Origin of the sequence: Streptomyces sp. NPDC091387 (assembly GCF_044756945.1) — a bacterium.
In the GTDB taxonomy this organism is placed as follows: Bacteria; Actinomycetota; Actinomycetes; order Streptomycetales; family Streptomycetaceae; genus Streptomyces.
The window spans coordinates 142,414-157,556 of the sequence record NZ_JBIVTZ010000001.1; the positions used below are offsets into that span (position 1 = coordinate 142,414).

13 protein-coding genes are annotated in these 15,143 nt (G+C 73.3%); 9 read left to right on the top strand and 4 right to left on the bottom strand.

What is annotated here, in order from left to right; all coding sequences use genetic code 11:
* Positions 1–41: 41 nt before the first annotated feature.
* The 6 genes from ACIQM0_RS00715 (at position 42) to ACIQM0_RS00740 (ending at position 6,459) form a co-directional block, all read left to right on the top strand.
* Positions 42–1,304: a prenyltransferase/squalene oxidase repeat-containing protein gene (locus tag ACIQM0_RS00715; RefSeq protein ID WP_401281927.1), complete on the top strand. Its 1,263-nt coding sequence runs from the start codon at positions 42–44 to the stop codon at positions 1,302–1,304.
* Positions 1,301–1,993 (top strand): SCO2322 family protein, encoded by a 693-nt coding sequence (locus ACIQM0_RS00720; RefSeq protein ID WP_401281930.1) that lies wholly within the window; start codon positions 1,301–1,303, stop codon positions 1,991–1,993. The genes ACIQM0_RS00715 and ACIQM0_RS00720 overlap by 4 nt, the downstream gene beginning before the upstream one ends.
* Positions 1,990–3,183: an energy-coupling factor transporter transmembrane component T gene (locus ACIQM0_RS00725; RefSeq protein ID WP_401281933.1), complete on the top strand. Its 1,194-nt coding sequence runs from the start codon at positions 1,990–1,992 to the stop codon at positions 3,181–3,183. Before ACIQM0_RS00720 ends, ACIQM0_RS00725 begins: the two co-directional genes overlap by 4 nt.
* Positions 3,180–4,904, top strand: a complete 1,725-nt coding sequence (locus tag ACIQM0_RS00730) for an ABC transporter ATP-binding protein (protein ID WP_401281936.1) — start codon at positions 3,180–3,182, stop codon at positions 4,902–4,904. Before ACIQM0_RS00725 ends, ACIQM0_RS00730 begins: the two co-directional genes overlap by 4 nt.
* Entirely contained in the window at positions 4,901–5,728 is an 828-nt protein-coding gene (locus ACIQM0_RS00735) for an ECF transporter S component (RefSeq protein ID WP_401281939.1), read from the top strand. The genes ACIQM0_RS00730 and ACIQM0_RS00735 overlap by 4 nt, the downstream gene beginning before the upstream one ends.
* A gap of 302 nt (positions 5,729–6,030) precedes the next feature.
* Positions 6,031–6,459 carry a transglycosylase SLT domain-containing protein gene (locus tag ACIQM0_RS00740; RefSeq protein WP_401281942.1) on the top strand — a complete coding sequence of 143 codons (429 nt, stop codon included), beginning with the start codon at positions 6,031–6,033 and terminating at the stop codon, positions 6,457–6,459.
* Positions 6,460–6,538: 79 nt separating this feature from the next.
* Here ACIQM0_RS00740 and ACIQM0_RS00745 read toward each other — a convergent pair whose 3' ends face one another.
* Positions 6,539–6,697 carry a hypothetical protein gene (locus ACIQM0_RS00745; RefSeq protein ID WP_401281945.1) on the bottom strand — a complete coding sequence of 53 codons (159 nt, stop codon included), beginning with the start codon at positions 6,695–6,697 and terminating at the stop codon, positions 6,539–6,541.
* A 7-nt stretch (positions 6,698–6,704) separates the two neighbouring features.
* Positions 6,705–7,874 carry a steroid 3-ketoacyl-CoA thiolase gene (locus tag ACIQM0_RS00750; protein WP_401281948.1) on the bottom strand — a complete coding sequence of 390 codons (1,170 nt, stop codon included), beginning with the start codon at positions 7,872–7,874 and terminating at the stop codon, positions 6,705–6,707.
* A gap of 303 nt (positions 7,875–8,177) precedes the next feature.
* On the opposite strand from ACIQM0_RS00750, the gene ACIQM0_RS00755 reads away from it, so the two are divergent.
* Both ACIQM0_RS00755 and ACIQM0_RS00760 read left to right on the top strand, forming a co-directional pair.
* Positions 8,178–9,428, top strand: a complete 1,251-nt coding sequence (locus ACIQM0_RS00755; protein ID WP_401281951.1) for a cytochrome P450 — start codon at positions 8,178–8,180, stop codon at positions 9,426–9,428.
* Positions 9,429–9,525: 97 nt separating this feature from the next.
* Positions 9,526–10,497 carry an AEC family transporter gene (locus tag ACIQM0_RS00760; RefSeq protein WP_401281954.1) on the top strand — a complete coding sequence of 324 codons (972 nt, stop codon included), beginning with the start codon at positions 9,526–9,528 and terminating at the stop codon, positions 10,495–10,497.
* A gap of 23 nt (positions 10,498–10,520) precedes the next feature.
* Here ACIQM0_RS00760 and ACIQM0_RS00765 read toward each other — a convergent pair whose 3' ends face one another.
* Positions 10,521–12,653 carry a bifunctional glycosyltransferase 87/phosphatase PAP2 family protein gene (locus ACIQM0_RS00765; protein WP_401281957.1) on the bottom strand — a complete coding sequence of 711 codons (2,133 nt, stop codon included), beginning with the start codon at positions 12,651–12,653 and terminating at the stop codon, positions 10,521–10,523.
* Between the two features lie 274 nt (positions 12,654–12,927).
* On the opposite strand from ACIQM0_RS00765, the gene ACIQM0_RS00770 reads away from it, so the two are divergent.
* Entirely contained in the window at positions 12,928–14,019 is a 1,092-nt protein-coding gene (locus ACIQM0_RS00770; RefSeq protein ID WP_401283350.1) for a DUF2330 domain-containing protein, read from the top strand.
* Positions 14,020–14,028: 9 nt separating this feature from the next.
* On the opposite strand, the gene ACIQM0_RS00775 is transcribed toward ACIQM0_RS00770, so the two are convergent.
* On the bottom strand, positions 14,029–15,129 hold the full coding sequence (locus ACIQM0_RS00775) for a serpin family protein (RefSeq protein WP_401281960.1): 1,101 nt from the start codon (positions 15,127–15,129) through the stop codon (positions 14,029–14,031).
* Between the last annotated feature and the right edge of the window lie 14 nt (positions 15,130–15,143).

Here is a 15,143-nt window from a genome sequence, read left to right on the forward strand (position 1 = left end):
GTGCCTGTGCCCGGTTTCCCCCAGGAGAGGCCCCGCCCGCCATGACCGTACGCCGCAGCGCAGCCGCGCTCGCCGCCACCGCCACCGTGCTCTGTGCGGCCGCAGCCCCGGCCGCGGTCGCCGCACCGTCCCCCTCCCCCTCGCCGTCCGCGGCGCTGCCCTCGGGGCTGTACGGCACGACGGACCCCACGTACGACGGGGTGTGGCGGCAGTCGCTGGCCTTCGTCTCGCAGCGGGCCGTGGGCGTCACGCCCGCCGCGAAGGCGGTGGACTGGCTGGTCGGGCAGCAGTGCGACAGCGGCGCGTTCCCCGCGTACCGCCCCGACCCCTCCGTGCCGTGCGACGCGAAGACCGTGATCGACACGAATGCGACGGCGGCCGCCGTGCAGGCGCTGCACGAGGTCGGCGGGCACAAGGACCTCGTCGCCAACGGGGTCCACTGGCTGAAGTCCGTGCAGAACGACGACGGCGGCTGGGGGTACAACGCCGGCGGGGCCAGTGACGCGAACTCCACCTCGATCGTGATCGGCGCCCTCGCCCGCGCCGGGCAGAAGCTCGGCGACGTGACGACGGACGGCGGCAGGACCCCGTACGCCGCCCTGCTCACCTTCGCCATCCCCTGCGGCGGCAAGGACGGCGGCGCGTTCGCCTACCAGCCCGACAAGGCCGGCAAGCTCGTCGCCAACGGGGACGCCACCGCGGCGGGCGTGCTCGGCTCGCTCGGCAAGGGGCTCCTCGTCGGCGACAACGCCGCGGTCAAGGACCCCAGCTGCCACAAGGGCGCCGCGCTGGAGCCGGAGCAGGCCGCCCAGAACGGCGCCTCCTACCTGGCCGGGGCCCTCGCGAAGACCGGTCACCTCGACCAGCCGCCGATGCCGGGGGCCGAGGACAGCGCCCCGCAGCCCGACTTCGGCAACACCGCCGACGCGGTCGTCGCCCTGTCCGCCGCCGGGCACAAGGACAAGGCCGCCGCGTCCGTCGAGTGGCTGGCGAAGAACTCCGCGGGCTGGGCCGAGCAGAGCGGCCCCGCCGCCTACGCCCAGCTGGTCATGGCCGCCCACGCGGCCGGCGCCGACGTGCACGACTTCGGCGGCGCCGACCTCGTCGCACAGCTGAACGCGACCGGGCCCGCACCCGCCGCCGTGAAGAAGCCGACGGCCAGCGCCACCAAGGACGAGGAGAAGAAGGACAGCGGCGACGGGGACGGGATCGGCGGTGTCTGGTGGTTCGTCGGAATCGGGCTCGCCGTCGGCGCGGGCGCCGGATTCCTGATCAGCGGCCGCCGGAAGAACCAGCAGCTGTGAGCAGACGTGGAAGGGCCACCGCGCTGCTGGTGGTCCTGGGCACCGTCCTGGCCGTGCTCGGCACGGGCACGGCCCAGGCGGCGGGTTACCGCTACTGGTCCTTCTGGGAGGGTTCCGGCAGCGGGTGGGCGTACGCCACCCAGGGGCCGTCCCTGGTCCGGCCGGACGACGGCGCGGTGCAGGGCTTCCGGTTCGCCGTGAGCGCCGACTCCCAGGACGCGACGAAGCCGCGCCGCTCACCCGACTTCTCGGAGATCTGCGCGGGCACCCCCGCCCAGAGCGGCACCAAGCGCGTCGCGCTCGTCATCGACTCAGGCACCGCCGCCGACGCTCCGGCCGGAGAGACCCCGCCGCCGCCGCGCACCGCGTGCGCTCAGGTCCCGAAGGACGCGAGCAGCGCGGTGGCGCTCGCGTCGGTCGCGAAGCCGCTGCGTTACGGAAGCGACGCGCTGCTCTGCGCGATCTCCGGCTATCCGGTCACCGGGTGCGGTGAGCAGGTCTCCGGGAACGGGAACAGCAGTCCGCGGGCCACGGCGGACGCGTCGACGCCCACCTCCGCGTCCGCCGCCGCCGGCAGCAGTGACGGTTCGGGCGGCGGCGGGCCGTCCGCCGGGGTGCTCTTCGGGGTCGGCGCGGTCCTTCTGCTCGGCATCGCCGCAGTCGCGCAGGCCCGCCGCCGCCGCGGATGAGCGGCCCGACGGCCCGCATCGGGGAGGACCCGGTGACCGGCACCGCGGGCCGTGCGGCGTCCGGCCGCTCCCCGGTCCCCGCCTGGCGCGCGCCCGCCGCGACCCGGAGCAACGCGCTGCCCGCCGGGGCGTGGTGGCTGTGGGCGCTGGGGCTCGCCACCGCCGCGTCCCGGACGACCAACCCGCTGCTGCTCGGCCTGCTGGTGGGCGTGGCGGGGTATGTGGTGGCCGCGCGCCGGACGGACGCGCCGTGGGCCCGGTCCTACGGGGCGTTCATCAAGATCGGGCTGTTCGTCATCGGGGTGCGGCTGCTCTTCTCGGTCTTCCTCGGCTCGCCGATCCCCGGCACGCACGTGGTGTTCACGCTGCCCGAGGTGCCGCTGCCGGACTGGGCGAAGGGCGTCAGGATCGGCGGCCGGGTCACCGCCGAGCAGCTGCTCTTCGCGCTGTACGACGGGGCGAAGCTGGCCACCCTGCTGATCTGCGTCGGCGCGGCGAACTCCCTCGCCAACCCGGCCCGGCTGCTGAAGTCGCTGCCCGGTGCGCTGTACGAGGCGGGGGTGGCCGTCGTCGTCGCGATGACGTTCGCGCCGAACATGGTCGCCGACGTGGTGCGGCTGCGCACCGCCCGGCGGCTGCGCGGCCGGCCGACCGGCGGGGTCGGTGCCGTCCTCCAGATCGGGCTGCCGGTCCTGGAGGGGGCACTGGAGCGGTCGGTCGCGGTGGCGGCCTCGATGGACGCGCGCGGCTACGGGCGTACCGCGCGGGTACCGGCCGCAGTCCGGCACACCACGAACGTCCTCACCCTCGGCGGGCTGCTCGGTGTCTGCGCCGGTACGTACGGGCTGCTGGCGGCGCAGGGCGCGGTGTACGGGCTGCCGCTGCTGATCGCCGGGCTGGTCGCGGCGATGGCCGGGCTGCGCCTGGGCGGGGCGCGTTCGGTACGGACCCGCTACCGGCCCGACCGGTGGGGTGTGCGGGCCTGGCTGGTCGCGGGCTCCGGTGCCGCGGTGGCGGCCGCGATGATCTGGGCGGGCGGCGCGGATCCGGCGGCGCTGCACCCCGGCGTCGTACCGCTGACCGCGCCGGTGCTGCCGTTGTGGCCCGCCGCCGCGGTGCTGATCGGTCTGCTGCCCGCGCTGGTCGCGCCCGTCCCGCCTTCCCCCACAGGCTTCGAGGAGCAGGTGTGATCCGGTTCGACGATGTTTCTGTGCGGTACGAGGGCGCGGAGCGCCCCACCCTGTCGGGGGTCGACCTGACCGTTCCGGAAGGTGAGCTGGTGCTGCTCGTCGGCCCTTCGGGGGTCGGCAAGTCGACTTTGCTGGGTGCCGTGTCGGGCCTGGTACCGCACTTCACCGGGGGCCGGCTGACCGGACGGGTCACCGTCGGCGGGCGCGACACCCGCACGCACAAGCCCCGCGAGCTGGCCGATCTGGTCGGCACGGTGGGTCAGGACCCGCTCTCCCACTTCGTGACCGACACGGTCGAGGACGAGCTCGCGTACGGCATGGAGTCGCTGGGGCTGGCCCCGGACGTGATGCGGCGGCGGGTCGAGGAGACCCTCGATCTGCTGGGCCTCGCCGGGCTGCGCGACCGGCCGATCGCCACGCTCTCCGGCGGCCAGCAGCAGCGGGTCGCGATCGGCTCCGTCCTCACCCCGCACCCCCGGGTGCTGGTGCTGGACGAGCCGACGTCCGCGCTGGACCCGGCGGCTGCCGAGGAGGTCCTCGCGGTGCTCCAGCGGCTCGTCCACGACCTCGGGACGACGGTCCTGATGGCCGAGCACCGGCTGGAGCGCGTCGTGCAGTACGCCGACCAGGTCGTCCTGCTGCCCGCGCCGGGCGCCGCCCCGGTGATGGGCGCGCCCGCCGAGGTCATGGCGGTGTCGGAGGTGCATCCGCCGGTCGTGGCGCTCGGGCGGCTGGCGGGCTGGGACCCGCTGCCGCTCTCGGTGCGGGACGCCCGGCGGCGGGCCTCGGGGATGCGGGAGCGGCTGGCCGGCGTGGAGCCGGGACCGGTCGGTGGTGCGGCCGGGCCGACGCCGCCGGCCGAGGTGACCGCCGCGCCCCGCCCCACCGCGCGCCGGGGCGCCCTGGCCAGACTGTTCGGCCGGGGACCGCGGGAGAGCGCCGCACCCGGGCCCGTCACCGACGCCACCACCCGGATCGAGCGCCTCGGGGTGCGGCGCGGCCGGGTCGAGGCGCTGCGCCTGGTGACGCTCACCGTCGCGCCCGGCGAGACCGTCGCCCTGATGGGACGCAACGGCGCGGGCAAGTCCACCCTGCTCGCCGCCCTCGTCGGCATGGTCGAGCCGACCTCCGGCAGCGTCCTGGTCGGCGGCCGGACCCCGCACCGGACCCCGCCGCGCGAGATGGTGCGCCGGGTCGGCCTCGTACCGCAGGAACCGCGCGATCTGCTGTACGCGGACACGGTCGCGGCCGAGTGCGCGGCGGCGGACACCGACGCGGGCGCCGCGCCGGGCAGCTGCCGGGCCCTGGTGTCGGAGCTGCTGCCCGGCGTACCGGACGACACCCACCCCCGTGATCTCTCCGAGGGGCAGCGGCTCGCCCTGGCGCTCGCCCTCGTGCTCACCGCCCGGCCCCCGCTGCTGCTCCTGGACGAGCCGACCCGGGGCCTGGACTACGCGGCGAAGGCCCGGCTCGTCGGGGTGCTGCGCGCACTGGCGGCCGAGGGCCACGCGATCGTGCTGGCCACCCACGATGTGGAGCTGGCCGCCGAGCTGGCGCACCGGGTGGTGATCCTCGCGGACGGGGAGGTGGTGGCGGACGGGCCGACCCCGGAGGTCGTGGTGTCGTCCCCGGGGTTCGCCCCGCAGATCGCCAAGATCCTGGCCCCGCAGGAATGGCTGACCGTGACGCAGGTGCGCGTGGCGCTGGGGGGCGCCGCATGAGCGGCATCACCGGGCGCGGGGCGCGGCCGGTGCGGCTCGGGCCGCGGGCCGTCGCCGCGCTGGTGCTGATCAGCGCGATCGGTGTGGTCGCGTTCGGCTGGCCGCTGCTGGCCGGGGCCGACTCGGGTCTCGCGCACTCGCGGGACGCGCCGTGGCTGTTCGCCGCACTGCTGCCGCTGCTGGTCGGGGTGGTGGTCGCGATGATCGCGGACGCCGGGCTCGACGCGAAGGCGGTGGCGATGCTGGGGGTGCTGGCCGCGGTCGGCGCGGCACTGCGGCCGCTGGGAGCGGGCACGGCGGGCCTTGAGCCGATGTTCTTCCTGATGGTGCTGAGCGGACGGGTGCTGGGGCCCGGCTTCGGCTTCGTGCTCGGCTCGGTGACGATGTTCGCGTCCGCGCTGCTGACCGGCGGGGTGGGCCCGTGGATGCCCTTCCAGATGCTGTCGATGGGCTGGTTCACGATGGGGGCGGGCCTGCTGCCGGCACCGGACCGGCTGCGCGGGCGCGCCGAGCTGCTGATGCTGGCGGTGTACGGGGCGGTGGCGGCGTTCGCGTACGGGACGGTCATGAACCTGTACGGGTGGACGATCGTGCCGGGCCTCGGTTCGGGTATCTCCTTCCATCCCGGTGACCCGCTGTCCGAGAACCTGGTGCGCTTCCTCGCGTACTGCACGGCCACCTCGCTGGGCTGGGACCTGGGCCGGGCCGTGCTCACCGTCGTACTGACGCTGACCGTCGGGGCGGCGCTGCTGAAGGCGCTGCGCAGGGCCACCCGCCGCGCCGCCTTCGAGGCCCAGGTCACATTCGACGTCCCGGAGGAGTGAGGGCACCCACAGGACCTTGGTCCTGTACTACGCGCCATAGGAGCGGCGGGGACGGTACGCGGGCCCCCGTTCCATCCCCTCCGACCTGCTATGAAGCGTTTTGGTGCGGTTCGGGACCTTGGGTCCTGGGTGCGAAGCGGGGTCGTACCGGGGGTCATTGCGGTGGTCGAAAAGCGCCGCTAACACTTGAGATGTCGCCGAGCACCGCAGCGTCCACCGGAACGGACAGCGGTCAACGAGCACCGGGCCAGGCAGGATTCGGACCGGCGGGCGACTCACCCGTTCCCGACGTTAGGTTCTCTGTGTCGTTCGCCAGCACCCTTCTCGCCAAGCCCCGCAACGCCCGTCGCAAGACCGTCATGGCCGGCGCCGCCGTGCTCCTCAGCGTCGGCGGTGTGGCCGTGGGCGCGACCTCCGCCACGGCCGCACCGGCCGCCGCCGGCGGCAGTGCGCAGGACACGGCCCGGCAGCTGATCGGTGACGAGGCGCAGTTCCAGTGCTTCAGCAACATCGTCAGCCACGAGAGCGGCTGGAACCCGAGCGCCACCAACGCCTCCTCCGGCGCCTACGGCCTGGTCCAGGCCCTGCCCGGCTCCAAGATGGCGTCCGCCGGCTCCGACTGGAAGACCAACCCCAGCACCCAGATCAAGTGGGGCATGGACTACATGAACTCCCGCTACGGCAGCCCGTGCGGCGCCTGGACGTTCTGGCAGTCCAACAGCTGGTACTGAGCCGGCCCGGACTCCCACCGGCAGTGACCGACAACCCCGACCGCGACGCGGTCGGGGTTGTCGGCGTCCGCGCGCTGACTCAGCGCCGCGCCGCCGCGGCGTCGAACCAGCGCACGATCCGCGGACCCGACTTCAGGAACGTCTCGTTGTGGTTGGTCGACCCCTGGTCGATCACCGGCGCCCGGACACCCCGCTCCGCCAGGTCGGCCGCGCACCATCGGACGGGGGCGTCCCCCACACCGCTCCTACAGCCGCTGGATGATCGTTCCGGTGGCGAGCGCCCCGCCCGCGCACATGGTGATCAGGGCGAACTCCTTGTCCCTGCGCTCCAGTTCGTGCAGGGCGGTGGTGATCAGCCGGGCCCCGGTGGCGCCGACGGGGTGGCCGAGCGCGATGGCGCCGCCGTTGACGTTGACCTTCTCCAGATCCTGTTCGAAGACCTGGGCCCAGCTCAGCACGACCGACGCGAACGCCTCGTTGATCTCCACGATGTCGATGTCCTTGAGCGACATCCCGGCCTTGCCGAGCACCGCGCGGGTGGCGTCCACGGGGCCGTCGAGGTGGAAGTGCGGGTCGGAGCCGACCAGCGCCTGGGCCACGATCCGGGCCCGCGGCTTGAGCTTGAGTGCCCGCGCCATGCGCTTGGACGCCCACATGATCGCGCAGGCGCCGTCGGATATCTGCGAGGAGTTGCCCGCGGTGTGGATGGCGGTGGGCATCACCGGCTTGAGCCCGGCGAGCCCCTCCGTCGTGGTGTCGCGCAGCCCCTCGTCGCGGTCGACCAGCCGCCACATGCCCTGCCCGGCGGACTGCTCCGCCTCCGTGGTGGGCACCTGGACCGCGTACGTCTCCCGTTTGAAGCGCTCCTCGGCCCAGGCGGCGGCCGCCCGCTCCTGCGAGAGGAGACCGAACGAGTCGACGTCCGCGCGGGTGAGACCGCGCTTGCGGGCGATGCGCTCGGCGGCCTCGAACTGGTTGGGCAGGTCGACGTTCCACTCGTCGGGCCACGGCTTGCCCGGCCCGTGCTTGGAGCCGCTGCCGAGCGGTACCCGCGACATCGCCTCGACCCCGCAGCTGATGCCGACGTCGATCACTCCGGCCGTGATCATGTTGGCGACCATGTGGGAGGCCTGCTGCGAGGAGCCGCACTGGCAGTCCACGGTCGTCGCGGCGGTCTCGTACGGAAGCCCCACGGTGAGCCAGGCGTTGCGCGCGGGGTTCATGGACTGTTCGCCGGCGTGGGTGACGGTGCCGCCGACGATCTGTTCGACGCAGTCGGCCTGGATGCCGGTCCGGCCGAGAAGTTCACGGTAGGTCTCACCCAGCAGATAGGCGGGGTGCAGATTGGCGAGCGCGCCTCCGCGCCTGCCGATGGGAGTGCGTACGGCTTCGACGATGACGGGTTCCGCGGCCATGAGCTCGTCCTCTCCTCGCACTTCCGCAGAGGCGTCCCGGCGCCCACGGAAGGAACTAGTACGCGTTCTAGTTCTGTGTGCAGTCTTATGAGGATTACCCCCGGTACGCAAGGGGCTTGCACGCACCTTGCCCACGCTTCACAGGCAGGACCCACCGCAATCCGGCCGGGTTCGCCGATGCCTCGCGCAACAGATCCGGCCACGCCTCTTGTCAGTTGTAGAACTCGTTACTACCTTTCGGGCAACTTCTGATGGGCCGTCAGACATCGCTCGGGCGGCTCTCGGACCGACCTGGAGTTGCCGATGCCCTGCCCCCATCTGCCCGAAGGGTTCGACTTCACCGATCCCGACCTGCTCCAATCCCGCATACCGCACCCGGAGTTCGCCCGGATGCGCGAGACCGCGCCGGTCTGGTGGTGCACCCAGCCCGCCGGCATCTCCGGCTTCGACGACGCGGGCTACTGGGTCGTCACCCGGCACGCGGACGTCAAGTACGTGTCGACCCGTCCCGAGTTGTTCTCGTCGAACACCAACACCGCGGTGATCCGCTTCAACGAGACGATCAGCCGCGACCAGATCGACGTCCAGAAGCTGATCATGCTGAACATGGACCCGCCCGAGCACACCCGGGTCCGCCAGATCGTCCAGCGCGGCTTCACCCCCCGCGCCGTCCGCTCCCTGGAACAGGCGCTGCGCAGCCGGGCGCGCTCGATCGTCGAGACGGCGCTGGCCGGCGCCGACGACGACGGCTCGTTCGACTTCGTCAACAACATCGCCGTCGAACTGCCGCTTCAGGCCATTGCCGAGCTGATCGGTGTACCGCAGGAGGACCGGACCAGGATCTTCGACTGGTCCAACAAGATGGCCTCGTACGACGATCCGGAGTACGCGATCACCGAGGAGATCGGTGCCGAGGCGGCCATGGAGCTCGTCTCGTACTCGATGAACCTCGCGGCGGCGCGCAAGGAGTGCCCGGCCAAGGACATCGTCTCCCAGCTGGTCGCCGCCGAGGGCGAGGGCAACCTGCTGTCCGACGAGTTCGGCTTCTTCGTCATCCTGCTCGCCGTGGCCGGCAACGAGACCACCCGCAACGCCATCAGCCACGGCATGCACGCCTTCCTCACCCATCCCGAGCAGTGGGAGCTCTACAAGCGCGAGCGGCCGGAGACCACCGCCGAGGAGATCGTCCGCTGGGCGACGCCCGTGGTCTCCTTCCAGCGGACCGCCACCCAGGATCTCGAACTGGGCGGTCAGCAGATCAAGAAGGGCGACCGGGTCGGGCTGTTCTACTCCTCGGCCAATAACGACCCCGAGGTCTTCGAGAGCCCGGAGAAGTTCGACATCACCCGCGATCCCAATCCGCACCTCGGCTTCGGCGGCGGCGGCCCGCACTTCTGCCTCGGCAAGTCCCTTGCCGTGATGGAGATCGACCTGATCTTCAACGCCATCGCGGACGTGCTGCCGGACCTGCGGCTGGTCAGCGATCCGCGGCGGCTCCGGTCGGCCTGGCTCAACGGCATCAAGCAGCTCCAGGTGAGCACCACGAGCGGCTGAGGCCGGCCGGAACGCGACGCCGGGCGGGACCTGTTCGGCCGGTTCCGGTACGCCCGTCCGCACCCTTGCGCGAGGGACGGACGGGCGTGGCGGGATCATGGCCGACATGCACGCCCTGCTCTCCGCCTTCGCGCCGATCTGGATGCTGACCGCTGCCGGATACGCCGTCGGCCGCAGTGGCCTCCTGGGGACGCAGGCAGAGGCGGTGCTCGGCCGGTTCGTCTTCCATGTCGCCATGCCCGCCGCCCTGTTCGGCATGGTGTCGGGGTCCCGGCCGGCCGACTTCGCCCATCTGTCGGTGGTGGCGTTCGCGGCGGCCACGGCGCTGGTGTCCGCTCCGGGATACGTGGTGGCCCGGCGGTTCTTCGGCCGCGGGAGGGCCGACGGGGCGATCAGCGGCATGGCGTCCGGCTACGTCAACTCCGCCAACCTGGGCATCCCGGTGGCGGTGCAGGTGCTCGGCGACGCCTCGTTCGTCGCGCAGGTCATCCTGTTCCAGGTGCTGCTGGTCTCACCGGTGATCCTGACCCTGCTGGACTCGGGGACCCGGGCGGCCGGCGGACCCGGCGGCGGGCGCCCCGGCGGCGGGCTGCGGCGGATACTGACCATGCCGGTGCGCAATCCGGTCATCATGGCCTCGCTGCTCGGAGTCGCCGTCTCCGCCACCGGGCCGCGGCTGCCGGCCGCCCTCACCCACTCCTGCGACCTGCTGGGCGCCGCGGCCGTGCCGACGGCCCTGGTCACCCTGGGCCTGTCCCTGCACGGCGGCCCGGCCGGCGGGACCGGACGCGTCGCGGGCCGGGCGGAGGTCGGGACCGCGGTCGCGCTGAAGACACTGGCGCAGCCCCTGGTCGCCTTCCTCGTCGCCGGTCCGCTCCTGGGCCTGCCGGACCACCAGGTGCTGGCCGTGGTGCTCTGCTCGGCGCTCCCGACGGCGCAGAACGCCTTCGTCTACGCCGGTGAGTACGGCCTGGACACCGGCCTCGCCCGCAATTCCGTGGTGGCCTCCACGGTGGTGTCGATGGGCACGCTGTCCTTCGCCGCCTGGGCGCTGGGACCGGCCCGCTGAGCCGTTCGGGTGGCGGGCGGTGGCTACGGCTTGCCGGCCACCGCTTCGCCCTCCACCGTCGGCACGGGTTCCGGCACCGGCGTCCCGCCCGGTGGCCGCCCGGCCACCGGGGGCTGCTTGAGCGGCGGCGGTCCGGCCTTCGCCCCCTTCACCACCGGCTCCTGGAGCCTGCGCGGTCCGGACAGCACGTAGGTCAGTCCGAAGCCGAGTGCGACCACCGCCGCGCCGCCCACCGCGTCGAGCACCCAGTGGTTGCCCGTCGCGATGATCGCGGAGACCGTGAACAGCGGGTGCAGCACGCCCAGCAGCTTCATCCAGACCTTCGGCGCGAGCATCACGATCACCACTCCGCACCACAGCGACCAGCCGAAGTGCAGCGAGGGCATCGCGGCGTACTGGTTGGTGACTCCCGTCAGCGTGCCGTAGTCGGGCTTCGCGAAGTCCTGGACACCGTGGACCGTGTCGATGAACCCGAGCCCCGGCATCAGCCGCGGCGGCGCCAGCGGGTAGAGCCAGAACCCGACCAGGGCCAGGAGCGTGGCGAAGCCGATGGAGCTGCGCACCCAGCGGTAGTCCGCGGGGCGGCGTGCGTACAGCACACCGAGGATCGTCAGCGGCACGATGAAGTGGAACGTCGAGTAGTAGTAGTCGAAGAAGTCCCGCAGCCAGCCGACCTTGACGACCGCGTGGTTGGCCCAGTGCTCCATGTCGATGTGCAGCCACTGCTCGACCGCGTGGATCTGCCGTCCGTGGTGCTCGGCGGTGGCACGGCCGGCCGTCGCGGCCAGCCTGACCTGCTGGTACGCGGAGTAGACGACCCTGATCAGCAGGAGTTCCAGCAGCAGGTTGGGCCGGCTGAGCACCCGCCGCCAGAACGGCAGCAGCGGCACCCGGCTCCAGCGGGCGGGGACCGGGGCCGCGTAGTCCGTGGGGACGGGCTGCTGCCAGCGCGGCGAGGTGCGCGGCAGGAACGGGGCGAGGCACGCGGCCGCGAGCGCGGCGATCAGCAGCACGTTGTCGCGTACCGGGAACACCGCCTCGATGTTCGGCAGCAGCATCTTGCCGGGCAGCGTGATCACGAGGACCACGACGGCCGGCCACACCAGCCGGTCCGAGGCGCGTGTGCCGACCCGGCCGACGACCGCGAGCAGCACCCACAGCAGCTGGTGCTGCCAGGCCGTCGGCGAGACGGCGACGGCGACACAGCCGGTCACGGCCACGGCGAGCAGCAGCTGACCGTCGCGGGCGTACCGTGCGGCGCGGCGCAGTCCGACGAAGCAGACGGCCGCGGCCAGCACCACGAAGAGCGCGATCTCCAGCGGGCCCTCCAGCCCGAACCGGAGCAGTGCGCCGTGCAGGGACTGGTTGGCGAGGCTGTCCGCGTGGTCGCCGAGTCCGGCCCCGGCGACGTGGTGCACCCAGTACGTCCACGAGTCGTGCGGCATCGCCGCCCAGGCCAGTGCCGTGCAGGCGGCGAACGCGGAGACACCGGTCACCGCCGCCCGGCGTCTCCCGGTCAGCCAGAGCAGCGCGGCGAACAGCAGCACGGTCGGCTGGAGCGCGGCCGCGATGCCGATCAGGACGCCCGAGGCGCGTTCCCCGCGGACCACGAAGCAGCCGACGAGTACCAGGAGGACCGGCAGGATGCTGGTCTGGCCCAGGTAGAGGGCGTTGCGGACCGGCAGCGAGAGCATCAGCAGGGTGATCGCGACGGGCGCCGCGAACAGGGCCGTACGCCGGTTGACCGGGCCGGGCAGGGCCCGTGCCGCGATGACGCCGAGCGCGGCGACCAGCAGCAGCGAACCGAAGGTCCAGGCGACGCCGAGGCTCTGCTCCGCGGTCCGGGTGAGCGGCTTCAGCACCAGCCCGGCGAAGGGGGTGCCGGTGAACCGGTCGGTGTCGTACAGCGAGCCCGTCACATGAAGCACACCGTTCTCACCGATCCAGGTCTCCAGATCAGTGAGCCGTTCGCCAGGCGGCTGCCGCAGCACCACCGCCATCTGCCGGACGGCCAACGCGGCCACAACCAGCCAGAGAACCACCCGGGCCGCCCCGGTCCTCGTCCCTGCCGTCGCATCTCCGCGCACACTGTGCTCCGCATTCGCCACGCTGCGCCGACCCTCCCGCCGTCTTGTGCCGGCCCTCGATTCGGGCATGCTGTGAAACCTTCGCATTGCGCTATGAGGTAGACACAATCAACCCCCTCTTCGCCTGACTGTCATCCGGCTTTTGTCCGAAAGAATGCCCGGAGGTTCGATCGGGCCGGGACCGGACGGCCGGAACCGGCCGGGCAGCGCCCACGTCTGAGCCCGTGACCAGGGCCGACGGGGGAGGAGCCGGGACATGGGGTGGACCGGGACGGATCAAACGGGGCAAGGGATACGGGCCGGATCGCGTGCGTGGGCGGTGCGCGCGCTCTCGCTGCTCATGATGCTGGTGCCGCTCCAGCTCGGCTCGCTGATCGCACCGGCGTACGCCTGTGGCTGCGGGGCGATGGTGGTGGACCGGAACAGTCGGGTCACGGTCGAGCGGGAGACCTCCGTGGTCAGCTGGTCCGGCGGCACCGAGCAGATCGTGATGCGGCTCACCGTCCGCGGGAACGCCCCGGCGGCGGCGTGGATCATGCCCGTGCCGCACCGGGCCTCGGTCGAGCTGGGCGACGCCGCGGTCTTCTCCGAGCTCGTCACCCTCACCGCGCCGGTCCACGAGACGCGGCGCTACTTCTGGCCACGCGCGAAGGACTGGCCGTTCGGCGGTTCGGACCGGGCGTCCGGCTCCGGTGCGGCCCCCTCGGCGGCCGCGCCCGTCGGGGTGGTCGGCCGGGAGCGGCTCGGGCCGTTCGACGTGGCCCGGCTGACCGCGACCGACCCGGCGGCCCTGGAGGGCCGGCTGACGGAGAACGGCTTCGAGCTGCCGGACCGGCTGTCGACGGCGCTCCGGCCCTACGTCGACCAGAAGTGGGAGTACGTGGCGATCCGTCTCGCCCCTCAGGAGCCGGGCGGCCCGCTGCTCGGCCGGCTCGACCCGCTGCGGCTGCGTTTCGCCGGCGACGGGCCGGTCTACCCGATGCGGCTGTCCCGGCTCGCCACGACGCCGCAGTCGCTGGGGCTGTACGTGCTGGCGGCGAACCGGACGGAGCCGCGCGGCGCGATCGGCGGCGCGCCGCCCGAGGTGACCTACGCGGGGCGGGTCGGCGCCGGGCAGGAGAGGCGTGCGTACCCGGCCCTGGGGGCGCTGACGGGCGGGAAGCCGGTGTTCGTCACGGCGATCGACCAGGCGTTCCCGCGGCCGGAGCTGATCGACGGGGACCACGAGCTGCGGGCGGCGGCCTCCGACACCCCGTACCGGACCACGTACTACCGCGACGAGCTGCTGACCGCGGGGCCCGTCCCGGCCTGGGTGCTGTCGCTGCTCGGTGCCGGGGTGGCGGCGGTCGCGGCGCTGCTGCTGGTGGTACGGGCCCGGCGGCGGCGACCGGTCGCACCGCCGCCGTCGGTCACCGTGCCGCCGCCCCTGCGGTGAGCTCGGGGGTCAGCCCTCCACCGGGGTGTCCGCCTGCCAGCCCGTGAAGAGCGGGACCTCGCCGCTGCCGTCCAGGACCACGATCCCGAACGGGCGGTCGAAGGCGATGTGCAGGAAGCGCTGCCGCACGGGCGCCATGCCCCCGGGTGCGGCGATGACGGTCACGGCGGCGGCCTGCACGCCTTCCTCCGCGACCTTCACCACGGCCTCCTGCACCACCTGGGAGATCATGAGCGGCTCGGGCGACATCCAGCCGAAGTCGGCGGCCGCGCTCGTCGAGACCCGGATGCCCAGGGCCGCCAGCTGTTCGGTGACCTGAACGTTCGTACGCAAGGTGAATCGCGGGACGGCGATACTCAGGACGTCCGCGTCCAGCGGGGTGCGCAGCGCCTGCGGCGCCCAGGCCGCGGGCAGTACGTCCGCCGCTCCCGCGCCCGGCGCCCCCAGCACCAGCCGGACCCGCGCCGGGGCGCCGCCGGGGCGCTCGGTGCGGCAGCGCAGCTCGACGACGTGGGTGCCGCGCACCGTCCAGCCGTCCCACGCCCCACGTGTGGCGGACATGGTCGGGACCGCACGGCTCACTCCGGCCGCGTCGGTGAACGGCCGGTCCCAGGTCTCCCCGGGGTCGAACGGCTCGTCCCAGCGCGCCTTCAGTGCCAGCACGTTGACGAGCACCAGCAGCATCTCGTCACTGATGTCCAGCGGCAGCCGCTCGATCAGACCGCCGGTGGCCTCCCGCACCCACGCGTCGACCCCGCTGGCGTCCATCGGCCCGAACCCGATGTCCGCCAGCGCCTCCCGGTAGTTCCGGTAGACCGGTACCCGGGTCCACACCCGGGTCGCCACCCCCAGCGCGTCGGTGGCCGCCAGCTCGCGCGCCCCGGCCGTCACCGCGTCGGCGGCCTGCCGCTCCGCCACCCCCAGCACCGCCCGCAGCTCGTCGGCGGTCTCCCCGCGGGCTCCTGCCGCGACCGTGGCCAGGGCCAGCCAGAGCCCGGCCGGCGAGCACACGAAGCTCCCGCCGCCCGGCCCGGCCAGCTCCCGTATCCACCTCTCGCCGAGCCGCTGGACCGCCACGGCCCTCGTCGTCGAACCCGTCTCCTGCGTCACCGGTGCCCCCTGCG